The sequence below is a fragment of the Mesorhizobium sp. C268A genome, assembly GCF_040324475.1.
Lineage (GTDB): Bacteria > Pseudomonadota > Alphaproteobacteria > Rhizobiales > Rhizobiaceae > Mesorhizobium.
Window position 1 is genome coordinate 149,302 of the sequence record NZ_JAMYVX010000001.1, and the last position, 22,445, is coordinate 171,746.

19 protein-coding genes are annotated in these 22,445 nt (G+C 63.0%); 9 read left to right on the forward strand and 10 right to left on the reverse strand.

What is annotated here, in order from left to right; genetic code table 11:
• Positions 1 to 24 precede the first annotated feature (24 nt).
• The 4 genes from sufC to NKL06_RS00780 all read right to left on the reverse strand — a co-directional run bounded on the left by sufC (position 25) and on the right by NKL06_RS00780 (position 3,987).
• Positions 25 to 780 carry a Fe-S cluster assembly ATPase SufC gene (sufC, locus tag NKL06_RS00765; protein ID WP_023694111.1) on the reverse strand — a complete coding sequence of 252 codons (756 nt, stop codon included), beginning with the start codon at positions 778 to 780 and terminating at the stop codon, positions 25 to 27.
• Positions 773 to 1,060 (reverse strand): hypothetical protein, encoded by a 288-nt coding sequence (locus NKL06_RS00770; RefSeq protein ID WP_023694110.1) that lies wholly within the window; start codon positions 1,058 to 1,060, stop codon positions 773 to 775. The genes sufC and NKL06_RS00770 overlap by 8 nt, the downstream gene beginning before the upstream one ends.
• 4 nt (positions 1,061 to 1,064) lie before the next feature.
• A complete protein-coding gene (gene sufB, locus NKL06_RS00775) occupies positions 1,065 to 2,582 on the reverse strand; it encodes a Fe-S cluster assembly protein SufB (RefSeq protein ID WP_023694109.1) in 1,518 nt (505 codons plus the stop codon).
• A 241-nt stretch (positions 2,583 to 2,823) separates the two neighbouring features.
• Entirely contained in the window at positions 2,824 to 3,987 is a 1,164-nt protein-coding gene (locus NKL06_RS00780) for a cysteine desulfurase family protein (RefSeq protein WP_023694108.1), read from the reverse strand.
• Between the two features lie 240 nt (positions 3,988 to 4,227).
• Between NKL06_RS00780 and NKL06_RS00785 the strand changes: the two genes are divergently transcribed.
• Entirely contained in the window at positions 4,228 to 4,902 is a 675-nt protein-coding gene (locus tag NKL06_RS00785; protein WP_023669128.1) for an alpha/beta hydrolase, read from the forward strand.
• Positions 4,903 to 5,113: 211 nt separating this feature from the next.
• The gene (locus NKL06_RS00790) at positions 5,114 to 5,761 is read left to right on the forward strand and encodes an FMN-binding negative transcriptional regulator (protein WP_023694107.1); all 648 of its coding nucleotides are present in this window, start codon (positions 5,114 to 5,116) and stop codon (positions 5,759 to 5,761) included.
• Between the two features lie 30 nt (positions 5,762 to 5,791).
• Here the strand turns inward: NKL06_RS00790 and NKL06_RS00795 are convergent, their stop codons facing one another.
• From NKL06_RS00795 to NKL06_RS00810, 4 genes are read right to left on the reverse strand one after another with little or no spacing between them, the layout of a single operon-like run.
• A complete protein-coding gene (locus tag NKL06_RS00795) occupies positions 5,792 to 6,697 on the reverse strand; it encodes a phosphatase PAP2 family protein (RefSeq protein WP_023694106.1) in 906 nt (301 codons plus the stop codon).
• A gap of 30 nt (positions 6,698 to 6,727) precedes the next feature.
• Positions 6,728 to 8,371 carry an ArnT family glycosyltransferase gene (locus NKL06_RS00800; protein WP_023694105.1) on the reverse strand — a complete coding sequence of 548 codons (1,644 nt, stop codon included), beginning with the start codon at positions 8,369 to 8,371 and terminating at the stop codon, positions 6,728 to 6,730.
• Between the two features lie 39 nt (positions 8,372 to 8,410).
• Positions 8,411 to 8,743 (reverse strand): lipid-A-disaccharide synthase N-terminal domain-containing protein, encoded by a 333-nt coding sequence (locus tag NKL06_RS00805; protein ID WP_023669132.1) that lies wholly within the window; start codon positions 8,741 to 8,743, stop codon positions 8,411 to 8,413.
• The gene (locus NKL06_RS00810) at positions 8,736 to 9,470 is read right to left on the reverse strand and encodes a glycosyltransferase family 2 protein (RefSeq protein WP_023694104.1); all 735 of its coding nucleotides are present in this window, start codon (positions 9,468 to 9,470) and stop codon (positions 8,736 to 8,738) included. Before NKL06_RS00810 ends, NKL06_RS00805 begins: the two co-directional genes overlap by 8 nt.
• A gap of 254 nt (positions 9,471 to 9,724) precedes the next feature.
• Here NKL06_RS00810 and tyrS point away from each other — a divergent pair, with 254 nt between their 5' ends.
• Positions 9,725 to 10,978 carry a tyrosine--tRNA ligase gene (gene tyrS / locus NKL06_RS00815; RefSeq protein ID WP_023694103.1) on the forward strand — a complete coding sequence of 418 codons (1,254 nt, stop codon included), beginning with the start codon at positions 9,725 to 9,727 and terminating at the stop codon, positions 10,976 to 10,978.
• A 17-nt stretch (positions 10,979 to 10,995) separates the two neighbouring features.
• Here the strand turns inward: tyrS and NKL06_RS00820 are convergent, their stop codons facing one another.
• Positions 10,996 to 14,382, reverse strand: a complete 3,387-nt coding sequence (locus NKL06_RS00820; RefSeq protein WP_023807953.1) for a YhdP family protein — start codon at positions 14,380 to 14,382, stop codon at positions 10,996 to 10,998.
• Positions 14,383 to 14,544: 162 nt separating this feature from the next.
• Here NKL06_RS00820 and NKL06_RS00825 point away from each other — a divergent pair, with 162 nt between their 5' ends.
• Together NKL06_RS00825 and NKL06_RS00830 are read left to right on the forward strand one after the other, a co-directional pair.
• Positions 14,545 to 15,012, forward strand: coding sequence for a peroxiredoxin (locus tag NKL06_RS00825; protein ID WP_023694102.1), 468 nt, complete (start codon positions 14,545 to 14,547; stop codon positions 15,010 to 15,012).
• Between the two features lie 164 nt (positions 15,013 to 15,176).
• Entirely contained in the window at positions 15,177 to 16,460 is a 1,284-nt protein-coding gene (locus tag NKL06_RS00830) for a M23 family metallopeptidase (RefSeq protein ID WP_023694101.1), read from the forward strand.
• A 423-nt stretch (positions 16,461 to 16,883) separates the two neighbouring features.
• On the opposite strand, the gene NKL06_RS00835 is transcribed toward NKL06_RS00830, so the two are convergent.
• A complete protein-coding gene (locus tag NKL06_RS00835; RefSeq protein ID WP_023694100.1) occupies positions 16,884 to 18,065 on the reverse strand; it encodes a M24 family metallopeptidase in 1,182 nt (393 codons plus the stop codon).
• A gap of 212 nt (positions 18,066 to 18,277) precedes the next feature.
• Here NKL06_RS00835 and NKL06_RS00840 point away from each other — a divergent pair, with 212 nt between their 5' ends.
• The 4 genes from NKL06_RS00840 to NKL06_RS00855 all read left to right on the forward strand — a co-directional run bounded on the left by NKL06_RS00840 (position 18,278) and on the right by NKL06_RS00855 (position 22,442).
• Positions 18,278 to 19,444, forward strand: coding sequence for an ROK family transcriptional regulator (locus NKL06_RS00840; RefSeq protein WP_023694099.1), 1,167 nt, complete (start codon positions 18,278 to 18,280; stop codon positions 19,442 to 19,444).
• Positions 19,441 to 20,205 carry an ATP-binding cassette domain-containing protein gene (locus NKL06_RS00845; RefSeq protein WP_023694098.1) on the forward strand — a complete coding sequence of 255 codons (765 nt, stop codon included), beginning with the start codon at positions 19,441 to 19,443 and terminating at the stop codon, positions 20,203 to 20,205. The genes NKL06_RS00840 and NKL06_RS00845 overlap by 4 nt, the downstream gene beginning before the upstream one ends.
• 40 nt (positions 20,206 to 20,245) lie before the next feature.
• Entirely contained in the window at positions 20,246 to 21,286 is a 1,041-nt protein-coding gene (locus tag NKL06_RS00850; protein WP_023694097.1) for a sugar ABC transporter substrate-binding protein, read from the forward strand.
• 160 nt (positions 21,287 to 21,446) lie between these two features.
• Positions 21,447 to 22,442 (forward strand): ABC transporter permease, encoded by a 996-nt coding sequence (locus NKL06_RS00855; RefSeq protein ID WP_023694096.1) that lies wholly within the window; start codon positions 21,447 to 21,449, stop codon positions 22,440 to 22,442.
• Positions 22,443 to 22,445 lie beyond the last annotated feature (3 nt).

Consider the following 22,445-nt stretch of genomic DNA (forward strand, 5'->3'; position numbering starts at 1 on the left):
AGCATAAAATGGCCTTCTGGCATCTCACGCGGCTTCGCCGATCACGCCGGCATAGCCATTGGCTTCCAGATCGAGCGCCAGCGACTTGTCGCCGGACTTGATCACCTGGCCCTTGTAGAGGACGTGCACGCTATCCGGCACGATGTGCTCGAGCAGGCGCTGGTAGTGGGTGATGACGACGATGGCGCGCTCTGGCGAACGCAGCGCATTGACGCCGTCGGAGACGATCTTCAGCGCGTCGATATCGAGGCCGGAATCGGTCTCGTCGAGCACGCAGAGCTTTGGCTCCAGCAGCTTCATCTGCAGGATCTCGGCGCGCTTCTTCTCGCCGCCGGAAAAGCCGACATTGAGCGGCCGCTTCAGCATCGCCATGTCCATGTTGAGCGAGGCTGCCGCCTCCTTCACCCGCTTCAGGAATTCCGGGATCTTCAGCGGTTCCTCGCCGCGCGCCTTGCGCTGCTCGTTCATCGCCACTTTCAGGAATTCCATGGTCGCCACGCCCGGTATCTCCATCGGATACTGGAAAGCGAGGAAGATGCCTGCGGTGGCGCGCTCGGCCGGATCCATTTCGAGGATCGACTGGCCGTTGTAGAGGATGTCGCCTTCGGTGACCTCATAGTCCTCGCGGCCGGCAAGGATATAAGACAGCGTCGACTTGCCCGAGCCGTTCGGGCCCATGATGGCGGCAACCTCGCCGGCTTTCACCGTCAGGTTCAGGCCGCGGATGATCTCGGTACCGTCATCGACGATGCGGGCATGCAGATTCTTGATCTCAAGCATTCTTTTCTACTTTCGTGTTCTTGTTCTCGACGCCCTGTCCACGACGTGACACCCCTAAAAGCGCGCCTGCAAGCTTGCCAGTAACAATAATCCAACCGAAAAACCCAACCGCGCCAAGGCCTGCAATCGAGCCACCAATATTCTTCACCGAACTCAAGCCAAACATTGCGCCTGTCAGAGCCATCAACGCACCCCCGATAGCCAGCGTCAGCAAGAGCATCAGAACGATGACTAGCAAGCCCTGGATTCGCTCAAAGAATTTCCAGGAGCGCCGTCCCATCTAATCAGCCTACCGAGCCTTCCAGCGAGATGCCGATCAGCTTCTGCGCTTCGACCGCGAACTCCATCGGCAGCTGCTGGATGACGTCCTTGACGAAGCCGTTGACGATCAGCGCGATCGCCTCTTCCTCGGGAATGCCGCGCTGCATGACGTAGAATTTCTGGTCCTCGGAAATCTTCGAGGTCGTGGCTTCGTGCTCGAACTGCGCCGTCGAGTTCTTGGCTTCCATGTAGGGCACGGTGTGCGCGCCGCACTGGTCGCCGATCAGAAGACTGTCGCAATTGGTGAAGTTGCGGGCGTTGGTCGCCTTGCGGTGCGCCGAGACCTGGCCGCGATAGGTGTTCTGCGAGAAGCCGGCGGCAATGCCCTTGGAGATGATGCGGCTCGACGTGTTCTTGCCGAGATGGATCATCTTGGTGCCGCTATCGACCTGCTGGTAACCGTTCGACACCGCGATCGAATAGAACTCGCCGGAAGAATCGTCGCCGCGCAGGATGCAGCTCGGATATTTCCAGGTGATGGCCGAACCGGTCTCGACCTGCGTCCACGAGATCTTCGAGCGATCGCCACGGCAGTCGCCGCGCTTGGTGACGAAATTGTAGATGCCGCCCTTGCCCTCGGCGTCGCCGGGGTACCAGTTCTGCACCGTCGAATATTTGATTTCGGCATCGTCGAGCGCCACCAGTTCGACGACCGCGGCATGCAGCTGGTTCTCGTCGCGCTGCGGCGCCGTGCAGCCTTCGAGATAGGAGACGTAAGCCCCCTCCTCGGCGATGATCAGCGTGCGTTCGAACTGGCCGGTGTTCTTCTCGTTCATGCGGAAATAGGTCGACAGCTCCATCGGGCAACGCACGCCCTTGGGGACGAAGACGAACGAGCCATCGGTGAACACGGCCGAGTTCAGCGTGGCGTAGAAATTGTCGGAGGTCGGCACGACCGAGCCGAGATATTTTTGCACCAACTCGGGGTGCTCGCGGATCGCTTCCGAGATCGAGCAGAAGATGACGCCGGCCTGCGCCAGTTCCTTCTTGAAGGTGGTGACGACGGAAACGGAATCGAACACCGCGTCCACAGCGACGCGGCCCGATTTGTAGACGTTGTCGCTGGGCTCTTCGAGATCCGACGCGTCGGTCTTCTGCACGCCGGCGAGGATTTCCTGTTCCCTGAGCGGAATGCCGAGCTTCTCGTAGACCTTCAAGAGCTCGGGATCGACGTCGCTCAGCGAGGTCGGGCCGGGCGTGCTCTTGGGCGCCGCATAATAATAGAGGTCCTGAAAGTCGATCTTCGGATAGTGGACGCGCGCCCAGGTCGGCTCTTCCAGCGTCAGCCAGCGCCGATAGGCCTCCATACGCCATTCCAGCATCCAGGACGGTTCATCCTTCTTGGCCGAGATGAAGCGAATAATCTCTTCGCTCAGGCCCTTGGGGGCCTTGTCCATCGCGATCTCTGTCTGGAATCCGTATTTGTACTGGTCGACGTCGATCTTTCGGACCCGATCGATCGTGTCCTGCACAGCAGGCATAAGCGTTCTCCATCCACGCCGGGGTCAAGGCCCGGCAGTTTTCAAACTATGGCATCGCAAACGGGCGCCCTGGGGCGCCGGCAGCGGCGTAAGTTCCATATAGTGCGTCTCGACCGGGAATTCACCCGGCCACTTGCAAACGCACGGCTCTACCAGGCCGCGAGGCCTGAATTTCTTTCCTTGAGCATCGGATCTGTCCGAAAACCGCTTACGCACTTTTCGGTCCGATGCTGCAACCGCCTCAGGCGGCTTGTTCCCTGCCCGCCCGGCGCTGGGCAACACCGGCCAGCGCAGCACGGAACTGTTCGATATCAGCAGCACTCGTTGCGTGGCCGATGGACACGCGCAAAGCACCGAGGCTGTCGCCATAACCCATGGCTTTCAGTACATGGCTCGGCCCGACCTTGCCCGACGAGCAGGCCGATCCCGCCGACAGCGCAACGCCGGACAGATCGAACGCGATCTGTGCCGTCTCGGCCTTGACGCCGGGAATAGCGAAGAATGTCGTGTTGGCAAGCCTTGGCGCGCCGGTTCCGAAGATTTCTGCGTCCGGCACCAGAGTTTTGATGATCGTTTCGACTTCGTCGCGACGAAGCCGCACCGCGTCCATGGCCTGCAAACCGGCCAGAGCCTGCCGCGCCGCCGCGCCAAAGCCGGCGATGGCCGCCAGGTTTTCGGTGCCGCCGCGATGGCCTTTTTCCTGGCCGCCGCCATTGATCAGCGGCTTTGGCATCATCAGATCGGCTGCCGCAACGATGGCGCCAACGCCCTTGGGGCCGCCGATCTTGTGCGAGGACAGAATCAAATAGTCGGCGTAAGGCGCTGACATATCGATGGAAACGCGGCCTGCCGCCTGCACAGCATCGATCACTAGAATGCCGCCCGCCGCCTTGACGACTGCAGCGATAGCCTCGACCGGCTGGATGACGCCGGTCTCGTTGTTGGCGGCATGGATCGCCACCAGCGGCAGGCCGTCGGCCTTGTCATGCGCGACCAGAGCGGCTGTCAATTGAGCGAGATTGGCGATGCCGTTGGCATCGACACCGATCCGCGTCACCTGCGCCGCCGGGAAACGGCCGCCATTGAGCAGGCAAGGGTGATCGGCTTCGCAGACATAGAGCCGGCTCATGCGCACAGTGCCACGGCCCATCTGCCAATCCGGCGTCAAAAGCGTCGAGGCTGCCTCGGTCGCGCCGGAGGTGAACACGACATGCTCGGCCTTGGCGTTGACAAGCGCTGCCACGTCGCGCCGGGCATTTTCGATCAGCCGGCGCGCCGCGCGGCCCTCGGCATGCACCGACGACGGATTGGCGACGAGATCGAGCGCGGCAATCATCGCCTCACGCGTCTCGATGATGAGCGGCGCGCTGGCATTGTAGTCGAGATAGGCGCGTGCTGCGGCCATTTTCACTCAATCGGTCCCATCAAAACCCAATCCGAAGGGATAGCGCGTTATTTCCTTGAAATTGCAAGGCAAGACGTCCTATTTACGCGGCTTGCGGCGCGGATGGCCGGGCCGTCACGGCTGGCTATCCAGTTTTGAACAATTCTAAACTAGCTTCTAAGAAGACGCTCGCCCTGCGTCAAGGCCAGAGGAAAGAGTTGTTCCGGGCGCCGCGCATTCGTATGCCATTTGGAGTATTTTATGCCTGAGGTCATTTTCACCGGTCCGGCCGGCCGCCTGGAGGGTCGCTACCAGCCTTCCAAGGAAAAGAGCGCGCCGATTGCCATCGTGTTGCACCCGCATCCGCAATTCGGCGGCACGATGAACAACAAGATCGTCTATGACCTCTTCTACATGTTCCAGAAGCGCGACTTCACCACGCTTCGCTTCAATTTCCGCGGCATCGGCCGCAGCCAGGGTGAATTCGACCACGGCACCGGCGAGTTGTCGGATGCGGCCGCGGCGCTGGACTGGGTGCAGTCGCTGCATCCGGATTCCAAGAGCTGTTGGGTCGCCGGCTATTCGTTCGGCTCGTGGATCGGCATGCAGCTTCTCATGCGCCGGCCCGAGATCGAGGGTTTCATCTCGATCGCACCGCAGCCCAACACCTATGATTTCTCGTTCCTGGCGCCCTGCCCGTCATCGGGCCTGATCATCCATGGCGATGCCGACAAGGTGGCGCCGCCCAAGGACGTGCAGGGCCTGGTCGACAAGCTGCACACGCAAAAGGGCATCACCATCACGCAGAAGACCTTGCCAGGCGCCAACCACTTCTTCGCCAACGACGCCGATCTGCTGCTCGAGGAATGCGCCGACTATCTCGACCGACGGCTGGCCGGCGAATTGTCCGATCCGCGGCCGAAGCGGCTGCGCTAAGAGCAATTCCAGGAAAAGTGTAAACGGGTTTTCCGTCCGGAATTGCGTCAAAGCAAAAACTCCCGGTCCGATGCCGTGCACAGTCGTGCCCATGACGGGCGCGACAATGCCATTTCGGCTGATCCAAACGGTGAAGCCCGCCTGACATGTGGCGCGGCTCGGCTGAACGGTGCACAATGCCGGTTCAGCCAGCGGAAGAGCATGACCGATCATGTACCAGCCTCCCCATTTCCAGGAAACGCGGCCGGACGTCCTGCACGGGCTGATCCGGACGCATCCGCTGGGGTTGCTGATCTCCAACGGCACCGATGGCCCGGTCGCCAATGCCATTCCTTTCCTGCTTGATGCAGAGGTTGGGCCAAATGGCCGGCTGCGCGCCCATCTGGCCAGGGCCAACCCGCAATGGCGTCAGCTGGCCGACAATCCGACATCGCCGGTGCTGGTCGTCTTCCAGGGCGCCGACGCCTACGTGACGCCGTCCTGGTACGAGACCAAGCGCGAGACCGGCAAGGTCGTGCCTACCTGGAACTACGCCATTGTCCAGGTGCGAGGAACCGTCAGAGTGATCGAGGATTCCGCCTGGATCGCACAGCAGATCACCGAGCTGACGCTGTCGCAGGAAGGCGCCCGCGAGGCACCCTGGGCGGTGACCGATGCGCCGCCGACCTTCATCCAGTCGCAAATCAAGGGCATTGTCGGGCTTGAGATCGAGATCGCCGAAATCAGCGGCAAGTGGAAAGTCAGCCAGAACCGGCCTGTCGCCGACCGCGTCGGTGTCGCCGAAGGGCTGGAGAAGGAAGCCGCCGGCGCGCCTGACATGGCTCGGCTGGTGCGGAGCTGGGGTGGCATCGACAGCTAGCTGGGGTGGTCTTAGATGGTTCCAAAGGCGTCAGCAATTCAGTTGCTTGCCGGCGCTGCTCCAATGCGGAAATTCGTCTTGTCTCGGCGCATCGTTTTGGTTTGGTTTGCGAGCCCGACGGAATAGGCGGAACGTAGTTTTTGCTACCGGCAACCCCGACGCCGTGTAGCGGAAGATACATCCCAGCCGGCCAAGCACCATCGCGCAGACGATGGCAACAGCACAGCCAAGGCCGAAGCCGGCGACAGTGTCGCTCGGATAGTGCGCGCCGATAAAGATCCGGGTCGATGCGACCGACAAGGTTGCAGCCAGCAGCACCCATCTGCGCTGGGGCAACAACAGCAGTGCAATGCCGAAAATGACGCCCATGGTCGTGGCATGGCCGGACGGGAAGCTGGCAAAGCGCGCCTCCAAGGAAAAAGGATGCAGCGACAGATCGCCGAGCTTGTCGAAATTCATCGGCCTGGCTCTGCCCACGCCATATTTCAGCACGTTGACGACCATGGCCGAGAGTGCGATCGAACCCAGCACCATGAAAGCAAAGCAGGTCCAGTTGTAGAAGGTCATCCGCGCGCGCCGGGAAAGGCTGCGCCAATCCGTCAGATTCGCAGCAATCAGCACCAGTACCGACGGGACAAGATACCAGCCGCCTAGGCCGAAGAAGGTAAAAAACTCGGCGATGCGGAAGACATTGGTCGAGCCTAAAGCCCACTGCCTCGCCATGGTGCCCGCAAGATGGTCGAAACGGAGCGACACCGCGATCGTCAGCAAAAGCCAGGCCACGACCCAGACCGACCACAGGATTTTCGGGTAGCGCGCCGGGCGCGTCGCCAGGCGATGCCGTACAATCCCGAAAGTATCGCGGAAATTATCGACAGACTGCCGGAGCATGGCAGGCATAGCGGCACGCGCCGGTGATGGCGACTTCGTCACCATGCGGAGCTCGAAGCGATCATCGAAGAGATATCAGTTCGCCACACGGTACAGGCCGAGCGACAATTTATCACCTGACGAATAGTTGATGCCGTCGATCTCGGCGACGCGGCTGGCCTTCTTGCCGTGCCCTGCCAGAAGGTCATCCAGCCGTTTTTGATCGCCGACCGGCGCCAGGCCCAGCGCGCAGGCCGGATCGCCAAGCAGATGTTGCGCAACCCCGTCGACATCGGTCAGTACCGTCTTTGTGCCCACCAGAAATACCAGGCTCGGTTCGTGATATTGCGCGGAGGCGAGCACGCTCATCTCACAGGGACGATCGGCGCGAACCGCCGCCTCGATTTCCCGGCTCATCCAAATCGGTTTCAGTGACGGCACGATGACACCGAACAGCAGGGCGTAGGTTATACCGGCGCAAACCGCAGCCCCGCCGATGCGGACCAGCGGCACCAGCGTCTGGCGCGAAACAGCGAGGTAGCCGGCGCCCAATGCTGCCGCGGCGGCCGGAACGCTCCACCATAAAAATGTCTTCATGAGATAGATCGGCGCACCGACGCAAAGCACGGCGAGACCGACTGTCACCAGAACGGTGCCGAATGCGGTCGCCCACCACAGCCATGTCTGCCAGCGCCTGAGCGGCGCATTTGCCTCTTGCGGCGTCAGCGTCAAAAGCCAGCCGATGAGCAGGGCCATGCCGGGATAGGCCGGCAGCACATAATGCGGCAGTTTCGTCGGGATCAATTCGAAGACGAGCCAGAACGGAACGTACCAGGCGAGGCAGAAACGCAGGCGCGGATCGTCGCGCAATCGGTTGAGCGCCTGCAGTCCGGCGCCGAGCGCCACAAGGCCGAACGGCCACATGAACAGGCAATAGGTCAGCACGTAGAAGCCCGGCGGAACGCCGTGCGACTCCTCGCCTTGCGCGACCTTGCCGAGCATATCCTTGCCGACGGCCTGCTGCAGGAAGGCGCCGTTGCTCTTCCAGGTGATGAGGGCGAGCCAAGGCAGCACGATCAACAGCACCAGAATCAGCCCACGCCCGGCTTTCAGCCTCGCCAGCCAGCGCCAGTCGCGCTCGAAAGCAACCAGCGTGAGCACCGTCAGCGCCGACAGCAGCGGTGCAATCGGCCCCTTGATGAGGATAGCCGCGCCCTGCGCAGCCCAGAAAATCCACGGCAGATGGCCGGCGACAGGCTCGTTGCGGCGCGATGCCAGATAAATCTGCGCCAGCGCGCCTTGCGCCAGAACGCAGCAGGCAAGCAGCATCGCGTCGGTCTTGGCGTCACGGCCTTCGAAGGCGGTGGCGAAAATCGCCGCCATGACCAGGCCGGCGGCAAGACCGGCATTGGCGCCGAACAGATTGGCCCCGGTCCAGGCGATTGCTACGACGGCGATGGCGATGCCCAGCGCCGAGACCAGCCGGTAGATCCAGATCGGCGCCTGTGCCCCCTCGCCGCTCAGCGTCACCGCGGCCGATTGCAGCCAGTAGATGCCGATCGGCTTCTGGTAGCGCGACGCGTCCTGGAAGCGGATGTCGACATAGTCGCCGGTCTCCGTCATCTGCTTGGTCGCCTGGACGAAGCGCGGCTCGTCGCGGTCGAGCGGCGGCATAGAGGCCAGTCCCGACGCCGTCATCATCAGGCTGAACAGGAAGAGAAAGATGTAGTTCCTGCTCATTTCGACACCGGACAGACTGGATTTGGCGGGACTGGTGGCTCAGTCGACCTTGGTCATCGCCGCCTTGCGCTCATTGGCGATGAGCCATAAATTTCTGACATAGATCACCATGCCCATGGCCTGGCCGGCGATGAACACCGGATCCTCACGCTGGATGGCGTAGACGAGCAGCAGCCCGCCGCCGAACAGCGAGAAGAACCAGAAAGCGATCGGCACGACGCTGCGCTTGGCCTTTTCCGAAGCGATCCACTGCACCAGGAAGCGCATGGTGAAGAAGAACTGGGCAACGAAGCCGAGCAGAACCCAGGCGTCGAACTGCTTGACGAAAACCTGGTGCAGCCAGGTCGCCAATTCCTGAAACACGTTAGCCATGCGTGATTTCCTCTACCTTTGGCATTCTGCGGCGCCGGCGCCGAAGCCACCAGACGCCGGCGAGATCGAGCGCGCCCTGCAGGCCGCGATCGAAGATGCCGTAATTCGACTTGCCGTGGCGGCGCGAGCGGTCGACGACGTCGCAATGGACGACGCGGTAGCCTTCCTGGATGACAAGCGCCGGAACGAAACGATGCGTACCGTCGAAAAACGGCAGTTTGCGCAGGATATCGGTGTGGATCGCCTTCAGGCCGCAGCCGGTGTCGCGGGTGTCGTCATGCAGGATCGCGCCGCGCAGCCAGTTGGCGAAACGCGATGCCAATTGCTTGATCTTGCTGTCGCGGCGCTTCAACCGCTGCCCCTGCGCGGCGCCGAAGTCGGGCCCTGCCCGACGCAGCGCATCGACCAGCACGGGGATATATTGCGGGTCGTTCTGGCCGTCGCCGTCGATGGTGGCGATTATCGAGCCGCGCGCCGCCCAGGCGCCCGAGCGCACCGAAAGCGACTGGCCGGCGGATTTTTCGTGCCGAAGCTGCCGAAGCGGAAACGGACGTGTGGCGGCTTCAGCGGCAAGCACCGAAGCGGTGTCGTCAGTCGAACCGTCATTGACGACGATGATTTCGAAGTCGCGCCCGGTCATCGCCGCCTCGATCTCGTCGATCAGCAGCGGCAGGTTCGCCGCCTCGTTGCGGCAGGGAATGACGATGGATATCAATGCGTCCGGCATATCGCGTCGGGCTCTGTCACAAGATATGGCATTCGGTGGATGCCGTGCGGTGCCGTTCCAGCGGATCGAACCCGTTGGCGCGGCGCCTCATTACGCCAGCCGACAGGATGAAGCAAGCATGCGCGGCAGTGCAGAATAGGCTGTCCATGCCGGCGCAAAATCGGAAACCACTTTTGCTTGACGCGCTTGGATGCTAAACGCCCGCGTTCAGGCCATGCCGGGCCGTTCGGACCCGGCGCTTTCAGGAAGAAACAATGCCCGCCTTCAAGTCCGATTTCCTGCGCGTCATGAGCGAGCGCGGCTTCATCCACCAGATTTCGGATGAGACCGGGCTGGATCAACTTTTCGCGAAGGAAACCGTGACCGCCTATGTCGGCTACGACGCCACGGCGACCAGCCTGCACATCGGCAATCTGATATCGGCGACCATGCTCTACTGGATGCAGGAGACCGGCCACCGGCCGATCGCACTGATGGGCGGCGGCACCTCGATGATCGGCGACCCGTCCTTCCGTGACGACCAGCGCAGCCTTTTGACGCCCGAGGCGATCGCCACCAACATCGAAGGCATCAAGCGAATTTTTGGCCGCATCCTGCGCTTCGGCGACACTGGCAACGACGCCATCATGGTCAACAATGCCGACTGGCTGATGAAGCTCAACTATGTCGAGTTCCTGCGCGATGTCGGCCGCCACTTTTCGGTCAACCGGATGCTGACCTTCGACAGCGTCAGGCTGCGGCTCGAGCGCGAACAGTCGCTGTCCTTCCTCGAATTCAACTACATGATCCTGCAAGGCTATGATTTCGTCGAGCTCAGCCGCCGCCACGACTGCCGGCTGCAGATGGGCGGTTCGGACCAGTGGGGCAACATCATCAACGGCGTCGATCTCGGCCACCGCATGGGCACGCCGCAGCTTTATGCGCTGACCACGCCGCTGCTGACGACATCGTCGGGCGCCAAGATGGGCAAATCGGCCAAGGGCGCGGTGTGGCTGAACGGCGACCTCTTCTCGCCCTATGATTTCTGGCAATACTGGCGCAACACCGAGGATGCCGACGTCGAGCGCTTCCTGAAGATCTTCACCCGGCTGCCGCTTTCGGAGATCGCGCGGTTGGCCGCCCTTGGCGGCTCGGAGATCAACGAGGCCAAGAAGGTGCTGGCCACCGAAACCACGGCCATCGTGCACGGCCGCGAGGCGGCGCAACAAGCCGAGGAGACCGCGCGCAAGACATTCGAGGAAGGCGTGACAGCCGAAACGCTGCCGACCGTGGAAGTGGACGGCGCCGCGCTGGAAGCCGGCATCGGCATCCTGTCGCTGCTGGTCAGCGGGGGCCTTGCCGGGTCCAACGGCGAGGCAAGGCGTCACATACAGGGTGGCGCCGTGCGCCTCAACGACCAGCCGGTGGCGGACGACCGGCGGATGGTGACGCCTCAGGATTTGAGTCCGGAAAACGTCGCAAAGCTTTCAGTGGGCAAGAAAAAGCACGTGCTTGTGCGGCCTGCCTGAGCCGTGTTCTGGGATCCTCAGCGATACTCGAAGATCGACCGGAAAATGCCCGGCGCGATTACCGATAGCGGGTTGATGTCCAGCACCGGCTTGTTGGCGTTGCCCTTAAGCCGGTAGGTGACGCCGATCAGGCCTCGGTCGCGGCCGTTGCCGAGCAGAACGCCGACCAACGGCAACTCGCCGAAGATGCGGTTGAGGCCATAGGCCGGCATGAAGGTTCCGGTCATGTCCATATTGTTGTTCTGGTCGTAGAGCGTGCCTTGGAAGGTGGTGCCGATGCGCGGGCCGCGCAGCACGCCATTCGCCAATTTCAAATAGCCCGACCCCTTGTCGATCTCGGTAAAGCCGCGCTCGAATTTTACCCGCGAGGTGTCGATCTTGCCCTTGACCGCTTCGTTCAGGCTGCGGCTGTCGCCGGTTGGCGTGGTCGATACGATCGACGCAAGCTTCGGTTCATTGACGATGAAGAAGTTGCTCGAATCGACCTGGCCCCGCATCGGGCCGTCGGCTGCGCCGCTGAGCGCCAGCGTGATCGATCCGCCTTCCATATGCTCGTAGATGTTGAGGAAGCGCAATATGGCGCCTGCGTCGGCCGACTTCATGGTGAGCGCGCGAGCACCATTGCCTGCCGTATTGCTGATGGTGATGGCGGCGCCGGAACTTGCCGCGGCGCTGACCTTGAGCCTGTTCACCCTGGAGCCGGCGGCACTGTAGTCGAGCTTCAAATTGGACAGGACCTCGTCATGGAACCCGGTTAGCGAATTGACGTCGGCGCTGACCGAAACCGCGTCCGTGCCGGTGGTTTTGGTGGCGGTATCGACATCGGAGGTGAACTGCTTGATCAGCGAGCGGGCATCGAGCGCGTTGCCGCTGACATCGACTGCGAAGCCCTTGCCCGACCGCTTCACCGTCACGGCGACATCGTCGCCCCGGTTCAAGGCGACTTTGCTGAAGCGGGCCGAAGACAGCGCGCCCTTGACCAGGACGACATCGCCTTCGACCGAAAAGCTCTTTCCGTCGAGGTCGAAGTCGGACAGCGTCGTGGTATCGCCGGACTTGCTCATGGTAAAAGTGGCATTGGCGGGAATGCCCGGCCCCTTGCTCCAGCCTGCCCAAGGAATGTCCAGCCTGGCGCTCGTCAGGTCGACGTCGACGTTCTGGCTGCCGCCTTCGCCGCTCTTGTCGATTGCCACCTTGATGGTGCCGGAAATCAGCGGCGACAGGCCAGGCATGGCCATGGCGCGCGTCTTTTCGTCGAGCACAAGCGCCACCTTGCGGCTGCGCGGCGGCCCGCCATCCCTGAGCGGCTCGACCAGATCGAGCTCGGCTGGAATGCCGTTCAGCCGCGCCTTGGCAGAGATCACCGCCTTGTCGGGCCCGACTTCGATCGAGCCGTCGGCATCGGTCACCATCTGGCCTTCGAACGGCTTGGCGAGCGACAGGTCCTTGTAGTCGAGCGATACCAGCCAATCGAGCTTCGACGTGTCGACGCCGGATTGCAACGGAATGTCGGCCTTGACGTGGCCGGTCACCGTGCCCGACAGGTCGTCCGGCAAGATGCCGACATGGCGCATGGCGTTGATCGGTTCGTAGGAGGCAAGTTCGGCGATGGCCGGCGCCTCACCGGCGACGTCGATGTCGAGCGCGCCGATCACCGGCGGGTGGTTTGCCGCCTTTACCGACAGTGTGCCATTGCTTGCCGCCACGGTGCGGCCGCTTGGCATATAGACGCTGCCCGAGGACAGCGCGACGTCGACATCGTTGCCGTGGAAGGAAACGACGCCGACGGCATCGCGTATCGGCGGGATGCGGCCGGCGGTGTCGAAACGCGAGCCCTCGACCTGGAAGCGGCCGAACACCTCGTCGGCCGAAAGCGGCACGCCGTTGCCGAGACGTCCCGGCACGACCTGGAACTGCAGGCTGGCATCGACGACGCGGCCGCCAAACAGGTTCTGCAGCACCCACAGCCGCGCGTTCTTGGCGGAGAACCAAGGCCATAGCTGCTTGACGTGCGAGACCGCCATGTCGTGGACGTTGAGCGACACCGATATACCCGGCGGTCCGTTGTCGATGAAGGAAACCGCAGCGGTTCCCAGCACTTCGCTCCCCGACCCCGACCTGATGCCGATCTGGTCGGCGACAAGCTTGCGGCTCTTGGTCTGATAGACGCCGGCGATGCGGGCGAAGAAATTCAGCGCCGGCTCGGGCGATTCCGAAGGCGCCAGCGTCGAGCCGTCGCTGGTCAGGTCGTAACGATAGGAAGGCTCCTCGCCGGCCGCGCCGGTCGACGGCTTTGGCCCGATCGAGCCGGCGAAATTGAACGCCGAGCGCCCGGTCTTCAGAACCAGCCTGCCGACATCGATCTTGTTGGAGCCGGAGACAAGGGCGGCGTCGACATCGACATCGGCCGGCAACAGCCCGCGTGTGCCGAGGTCGAGCACCGAGCCGGTTAGCGACAGCGAGCCCGTCAGCCGCGAATCGGTCTCGCCCGAGCCTTCGGATCCCGTGAGCTTCAAAGCCATCGCGCCGGTTCGCCCGCCGGCCGCCGGCGTGGTCTCCGCGACATCCGCCATGTCGATGGCGGCGTTCAAGGCGGTGACGCGCATCGAGCTCGTATCGCGGGTGGCGGTGGCCGTGACGGTGAGCGCGCGGCCATCGACATCCGCCTCGGACGAGAACTCCATGCTGCCGGGGCCCGACTGCAGCACCGTGGCGTTGGCGATCGTGACCAGCTTGACCGATCCGGCCTCGGGCAGCTCGAACGCGACATTTTTGAGATCGATGCGGCGCATCGAATCCTCGCGCACGGCATCGAGTGCACGATTGACGTCACTGAAGACGGCGGCGGCCAGTTTTTCCGGATCGATGAGACCGTCTTGATTGCGCAGGCGCGCTGTCCAGTCGCCACCCGACGGCATTGCCGCGGTGACGATATGGGCGTCGGAAATCCTGGCGCTGGTCAGCCGAACCTCGCCCGAAAGCAGCGGGATCAACCGGATGCCGAAGCGGACGCGCCCGGCATCGGCCATCGGCTTGCCGTCGGCCGTCTCGACGCTGACATCCTTGACCTGCAGCGCAATGAAGCTCGATCCGTCAAGTGTCAGGCTGGCAGGACCGACGGCGACTTTGACGTCGAAACCGGCCAGTTTCTCGATCGCCGTTTCGGCTTCCAACCGCAGCCGTTCGTTGCCGATGCCGGTGGCGCCGATGACGTAGACGGCGGCCGCTGCCAGCAGCACAAGGGCTCCAATGCCGGCAAACAGCCGGGCAAGGATGCGAAAGCCGCGGCCGATCCGTGCCTTACCGAGCGGCGGCACGCGGCAAGCGGACGGGAAAGCCCCCAGGTCGGTGATCTCGTCACGCCTGAACCGGATTTTCTCGTGCTGCGGTTCTTCCTGATCCACGCAATTTTCCGTTGTGCGAATTCGATCGTGGACGAATCCCCGCCCGACATTATAACGACGCAGGCTAGAGCATGATGCCGAAAAGTGTGAGGCGGTTTTCGGACGACATCATGCTCTATCTCTTTGATTTAGGGCCGCGTAACCTCAAACAAGGGCATCGATATGGCTGATCTCGACGTTGGCGACGTTGCGCCGCAATTCGATCTTCCGCGCGACGGCGGCGGCTCACTCAGCCTTGCCTCGATGCGGGGGAAGCCCGTTGTACTTTATTTCTATCCGCAGGACGACACCACAAGTTGTACCAATGAGGCGATCAGTTTTTCGCAGCTGAAGCCGGAGTTCGAAAAGGCCGGCGCCGTGGTGATCGGCCTGTCGCCGGACAGCGTGAAGAAGCACGACAAGTTCAAAACCAAATACGATCTCACCGTCGACTTGGTTGCCGACGAGGAGCGCAAGGTGATCGAGGCCTACAATCTGTGGGTCGAGAAGACGATGTATGGCCGGAACTATATGGGCATCGAGCGGGCGACGTTCCTGATCGGCAAGGACGGGCGGATCGCCGGGATCTGGCGCAAGGTCCGGGTGAAAGGCCATGCCGAAGCAGTGCTGGAGGCGGTCCGCGCGCTCTGAGGCGCCACCGATCTGGCCAACGCCGCGCAGTGCATTAGGGGCATAAGACATATATGCGGTTGGCTGACACCGTTGGTCACTAGCGCGCCCGCGACGGCAAAACTTTGTTAACCCTAATAATGTGTAATCGGGCTTCGTTGGTGTCGTAACGAAAGCTTGGTCCCGTGAACCTAACCGGTCAGTCAGCGGTCTTCGGCAGGCGCAAGGAGCCGCATACGGTCATCATTGCGCGGGGCAATGAAATACGGCATTTCACCATCCGGCCGTGGCTCGTCGCCTTTCTCGGCTCGGCACTGGCGGCGATCGCCATCGGCTATCTCTTGGCGACCTCCTATCTCGTACTGCGCGACGATCTGATCGGCGCCACCACGGCCCGGCAGGCGCGCATGCAGCAGGCCTATGAAGATCGCATTTCCGCATTGCGCGCGCAGGTCGACCGCATCACCAGCCGCCAGCTTCTCGACCAAAAACTGATGGAAACCAAGGTCAGCGAATTGATCGAGCGGCAGAGCCAGCTCAGCCAGCGCCATGGCCGCCTCGGCCCGATTCTCGAGCGGGCCGAAAACGAAGTCGGGACGCTGCCAACCGCTGATGCCGCAGCGACAACAAAACCCGACGAACATGCCGAACTGACTGGCGGCGAGCCACTCGCCTATTCGGTCGCCAGCCTTGGTTCGGGCGACACCAGGCCATTCTCGCTGTGGTCGACACGTTCCGATCCGCTGCCCAGCGAAACGGCTGCGGACCGCGCCGACAAATTGTTCGTCTCGATCAATGATTCACTGAAGGCTATCGAGAGCCAGCAACTCACCCGCATCGAAACCCTGGCCGACAACGCCTACAAGAACGCCGATGCCATCACCCAGGCGCTGGAAGCGGCCGGTCTGCCGGTCGACAGTGATTTCGGCAAAAACGAAAGCGATGTCGGCGGACCGCTGATCTCGCTTGACAGCTCGATGATGTTCGACAGCAAGGTCAAGGAACTGGACGAGGCGCTGGATACGCTCGACCAGTTGAAGAAAGAGGCGCGGCGGCTGCCGCTCGCCAACCCGGCGCCGGGCCACTCCGTCACCAGCCCGTTCGGCGTGCGCACTGACCCCATCCTCGGCACCGCTGCCCTGCACTCGGGCATGGATTTCCGTGCGCCGGTCGGCATGGCAGCCAAGGTCACGGCGGCCGGAATCGTTACCAAGGCCGGCTGGAACGGCGGCTATGGCCGCATGGTCGAGGTCGATCACGGCAACGGCTTTGCCACGCGCTACGGCCATCTGAGCGAGATCGACGTTGCCGTCGGCCAAAAACTCGCAGCCGGCGACATCATCGGCAAGACCGGCAGCAGCGGCCGTTCGACCGGCCCGCACCTGCACTACGAAGTCCGCCACAATGGCGAGGCCATCGACCCGCTGCGCTTCCTGACCGTCGGCAAGAAGGTCGAGCAGTATCTGTAGGGTCAAGCCAGGCGGCTGGTTGCTGCCCGACTTCTCCGCGCCCTGCCCGCTGGTTCCGGATCCAAGGTCGCACCAAGCGCGGACCCGTGCCGACAAAACTGTCCCTGGGCTGAGACAGATGCACGGCCACTGCGAAGCCCATCGAGGCATAGGCGTCATGGCCACGGGCATGCATCACCCTTATCGCCACATTGCGATTGACGGCCTCCCGGAGCCGACAATATCGACGGCCAGGCCGTAGCGGGCGACGTCGCGGATCTGATATCCCCTGCCCGGCCAGCATCGGCCTGAGATAAGCTCGCGTGCCAATCTCGCGGTTCGATAATTCGGGATGGCGGTCAGATGACGGCGGATCTCGACCATCCGATCGAGAATTCCGGCATCGATGGCGGGGTCGCGGCACCGCCCGGTGCTGCGGGCCGGTCAGGATTTGACATGGATGTCTCGCGGGAATTTGGTTAGCGTCTCATGGCCGGTCTCGGTCACCAGAATGGTCTCGCTGATCTCGATGCCCCAGCCATCCATCCACATGCCAAGAATGGAGTGCACGACATTGCCGGGTTGCAGCGCGGTCTTGTCGCCGGGCCGCAGGCTGATCGTGTGCTCGCCCCAATCCGGGGGATAGGCGACGCCGATGGAATAGCCGATGCGCGATTCCTTCTTCAGCCCGTAGCGTTGGATAACCTTGCGCCAAGCGGCCTCGACCGCTTCGGCTGTGGTCCCCGGCCTGACCGCGTCGAGCACCGCATCCATGCCTTCGATCACCGCCTTTGCGGTGTCGGCGACACGGGCCGGCGTCTTGCCGAGCTGCATCGTTCGGGCGAGGCCTGCGGCATAGCGGCGGCAGACACCGGCAAGTTCGAGCGCAATCGTTTCGTCCTTGCCGAAGCGCCGATCGCTCCACATGATGTGCGGAGCCGATGCATTCTCGCCGCCGAGGATGGTCGGCGGCAGTGCCGTGATGTCGCCGGCGAAGTCTGGACTGCCGGCAATCTGCGCCGCCTGGATCGCGGCAATCGCATCGCATTCGCGCACGCCTGGCGCGATGACTTCGAAGGCCCGCGAAACCGCCGATTCGGCAAGTGTCGAAGCCTTGCGCAGATAAGCAATTTCGGGCGCGGATTTGACGGCGCGGATCCAGTTCACCAGCAGATCGGCGTCGTGCCATTTCGCATTGGGCAGGCCGGCGACGAGCCGGGCATGCGCCTTCGGCGAGAAATAATAGGCTTCGAGCTCGATGCCGATATGTCTCGCGCCCCAGCCCTCGGCGACGATGCAGGCCGCTATCCAGTCCATCGGATGGCGATCGGCGCGCTGCACGTGGTCCTCGGGGAAGCCGACCACATTCTCCGGCTTCATCCAGGCCGTCAGCAAGCCGCCTGCCGCATCCATGGCGCGGCCGATCCAGACCGGCTCGGCCTCGTTTTCGATCGGGACAAGCACGACCTGCGGCGTGTAGAACGACCAGCCGTCATAGCCGGTGATGTAATGCTGGTTGGCGACATCGTTGACGACCAGCAGTTCCAGCCCACGCGCCGCCATCTCGGCGCGGATCTTCTTGAGCCGCCGCTGGTACTCATCGCGCGCAAAAGGCAATTCGATCATCGGTTTTCCTGCTGGATCACTGGTCGGGCGAGCCCCGCGCCCGCCTGACGTCATTCACCATTGCGGTGGTTTCAGCCCGGCTGCAATCGGCCAGCGCGGCGCATGGGACAGGTCCTGCACCGCGTCTGGGAACCATTCCGAATTATTTTTGAATTCCATTTGACTGAATAAATTGCCTGTGCAAGTCTTAGCCTTCCTAAAGGGCGCGGGACATGGCACTGCGGGGAACCAATCAGGAGTTCGGGCGGCCTTACAACCGGCGCATCGTGCTGGAGTCCATCCGCCTTCACGGTCCCATAGCTCGCGGCGACATTGCCGGCCGCGTTGGCCTCACCGTCCAGACCGTATCGACCATCGTTCGCGAACTCGAAGAGCATGGCTATGTGCTGTCGCTGCGCGAAGAGCCGCGCGGACGCGGGTTGCCGCCGGCGACGCTCAGGATCAACCCCGAGGGCGGCTATGCCGTCGGCGTCCACCTCACCCCGCTGGGGATCGACGCGGCGCTCATCAATCTCAGCGGCGATGTCATCGAGAGCATGCATCGCGAGGCGCCGCATGCGACGCCCGACCATGCCTTCGAGCTGATCGGCGCGATGGTGCCCGAGCTGACCGCGCTGCGGCCCGGCGGACGCGTGCTCGGCATCGGCATGGCGCTGCCTGGACCGTTCGGCGTGGAGTCGATGAGCTTCGTCGGCCCGACGACCATGGCCGGCTGGAAGGATGTCGCGCTGCCGGAACGGCTGGCGGCGTCGACCGGGCTGCCGGCCTTCTTCGAAACCGACATGGCGGCGGCGGCCATGGGCGAACGGCTTTATGGTCTCGGCTCCGGTTATTCCGAATACTACTACCTCTATTTCGGCGTCGGCCTCGGCGGCGTCATCGTGCATGACGGCGCGGTGATGCGCGGCGCCTGGGGCAATGCCGGCGAAATCGGACACATCCCTGCCGTTCCCGGTGGCGAGCCTTGCCCATGCGGTAACAGCGGCTGCCTCGAACGGTATCTCTCGCTCGAAGCACGTCGCCGCCGCAACATCAGCGACGCCGCCTGGGTGGCCGAGATCGCGCCGATCTTCCGCAACGCCATCGTCACCATCGAGAATGTGTTCGACCCGGAAACCGTCATCCTCGGCGGGCTTGCGCCCACCGACCTGCTCGAAAAGCTGGTCGGCGCGGCGGGACAGCTTCCCAATTCGGTCTCGGCGCGGCGCGACCGCAAGACACCGCGCGTGACGGTGGCGACCGGCGGCAAGCATTCGGTGCTGCGCGGCGCTGCCGCATTAGCCGTTTCGGGCGTGCTGTCGCCGCGCTTCGGCCAGATGTTCATTGCCGAGCGCGAGCGCCGGTCCGACCTCATGCACAGCAAGGGAGTGGCGGCATGACCGAACCGCTGCTGGTACTCGAAAACGTCACCAAGAATTACGGCGCCATTCATGCGCTGAGGGGCATCAGCTTCTCGATCGGCAAGGGCGAAGTCGTGGCGCTGCTCGGCGACAACGGCGCCGGCAAGTCGACACTGGTCAAGATCATCGCCGGCGGCCTCGAGCCGAGCTCCGGCCGCATGCTGTTCGAGGGCAAGGAATTCCTGGCGAAAACGCCGGCCGAGGCCAAGGCTGCCGGCATCGAGACCGTCTACCAGGACCTGTCGCTCTGCACCAATGTCGACGTCGTCGCCAATTTCTTCATGGGCCGCGAAATCACCCGCAACGTTCTCGGTGTCCCCATCCTCGACGAGCGCGCCATGGAGGCCGTGGTCGGCAAGGCGCTGGCAAGTGCCGGCACCCGCATCCCGTCGCTGCGCACCAATGTCGAGCATCTCTCGGGCGGCCAACGCCAGGCCATCGAGCTCAACCGGTTCGTGCACTGGGGCGGCAAGCTGGTGCTGCTTGACGAGCCGTTCGCGGCACTCGGCGTCGAGCAGACCAGGCGCGGTCTCGAGATGATCCGCCAGGTGGCCAACCAGGGCATCGGCGTCGTCATCATCACCCACATCATGCAACAGGCTTTCCAGGTCGCCGACCGGATCGTGGTGATCCGGCAAGGCGTCGTGGCCGGCGATGTCGCGCGCAACAAAACAAGTCCCGATGCGGTGATCAACATGATCACCGGTGAGACGCTTGCCGGTGCCGGACCGGCAGGTTGAGGGACAAAGAGGGGTCCGGTATAAAAGAGGAGCGAACGACATGAAGCGAATACTGGTTCTTGTCTTCGGTATCCTGGCACTGGCTCTTGCCTCGCTCACGCCGGCAATGTCCCAGACCAAGGGCACCGTCTATTATATGGTCCCGACCCTGCTCGATGAATTCCAGACCGGCTCGGTGAGCGCGCTGGAGCTGTTCCTCAAGCAGGTCGGCTATGAGGTGAAAACACTCAACGCCGACAACAAGACCGACGCGCAGCAATCGCAGATGAACGACGTCATTGCGCTGAAGCCGGCGGCGATCATCCTGGCCGCCGTCGATTTCAACGCGCTGAAGCCGTCCATCGAAGCGGCGCGTGCGGCCGGCATCCCGGTGGTCGAGTTCGACCGCCAGATCACCTCGACCCCGTCCGATTTCACCTCGGTGGCGGGCACGGTCGAGATCGGCTACGTCGCCGCCGAGCAGGCGGAAAAGCTTCTGACCGCCAAGAACGGTTCTGTGAAGGGCAAGATCCTGCAGGTGCTCGGCGATCCCGGCGATCCCTACACGCTCGACATCCAGAAGGGTTTCGAGGAGAAGTTGAAGGCGTTTCCTGACGTCAAGATCATCTCGCTGCCGGCCATGCAATGGGAAGCCAGCAACGCCGGCACGATCGTTGCCGACCAGATGCTCGCCAACCCCGACATCGACCTGATCTTCAGCCATGCCGCGCACCTGTCGGTCGCAGCCGTCGCCTCGCTCGAGGCCGCCGGCAAGAAGCCGGGCGACGTCATGCTGATGAGCTCGAACGGCGCTCCGGTCGGTCTCGACCTGATCCGCAAGGGCTGGCTCAATGTCGAAGTCGAGCAGCCGCTCTACGCGCAGGCCGCGGCCGTGGCGATGTTCATGGACAAGATCGCCGGCAAGCAGGAAATCAAGCCTGGCGAGTATGACGTGCTCGGCTTGAAGTCGACCGTGACCAAGGAGAGCTGGGGCCCCAACATCAAGATCCCGGGCGCCGCCATCACCAAGGAAAACGTCGACAATCCGGCCTTCTGGGGCAACCAGAAGCCGCCGACGGACACGATCAAGTCTGTCGAATAGTCGCCTAGCGAAGCGCTCCGGGCCATTGCGGCCCGGAGCCTGCCCATTCACGACGCCGCGTCCCAGGACACCGTGGCGAACCTAAACCCGCGCCTGAACACGACGAAATCGAGTTGATTTCTCGGCCTGATTTTCTCGGGGGCGCCAACCGGATCAGCCCATGAACCCGCGCAGCCGCAAAGCCCTGGAGTTCGTCCTCGACAACCTCGTCTGGTTCATGCTGATCTTTGTGCTGGTTGTCTTTTCCGTCTTCGTCCCCAACTACTTCCAGCTCGGCATCTTCGCCAACATCATCGAGGCCTCGAGCGTTCTCGGCGTGATGTCGATCGGCCTGTCGCTGGTCATCATTGCCGGCCATATGGACCTGTCGGTGGAATCGGTGGCCGCACTCAGCGCCATGGCGGTCGGCATCCTGTTCTGCTCGTCGGGTATCGGCATGGGCATACAGCTCAATCCGCAGTGGCTGATGGTTCCGGTTTCGCTGCTGGTTGCGCTCGCCGTCGGCGGCCTCATCGGCGCCTTCAACGGCTATCTCGTGGTCAAGGTGAAGATGAGCGCCTTCATCATCACGCTGGCGTCCTACATCTGGGTGCGCGGCCTGGTGCTGGTGATTTCCGGCGGCCGCTCGGCACAGGATCTGGCGCCGGCCATCCGCTGGTTCGGCATCCAGCGGCTGGCCGGCCTGCCGCTGACCGCCTGGATCGCCGTCGCCTGTTTCGTCCTGTTCTCGCTGATCATGGCCAAGACGCCGTTCGGCCGCCACCTCGTGATGATCGGCGGCAACGAGACCGCGACCTTCCGCGCCGGCATCCGCGTCAACCGCAATTTGATCATCGCCTTCGTGCTGGCCGGCGCCATTGCCGGCCTCGCCGGCTGGCTGCTCGCCATCCGCACCTCGGGCGCCACCGCCAATCTCGGCACCGGGCTGTTGTTCAACGCCTTTGCCGCCGTCGTCATCGGCGGCGTCAGCCTGAAAGGCGGTGTCGGCACCTTGCCCGGCGTCTATGCCGGCGTGCTGCTGCTCTCCTCCATCAACACGGCGATCAATCTGATGGGCCTGCCGGCCAACTTCACCCAGGTCATCCACGGCCTTTTGGTGCTCGCCGCCGTGCTGCTCGACGCCTTCAAGCAAACCATTCGCCAAAGACTGGCATAGGAG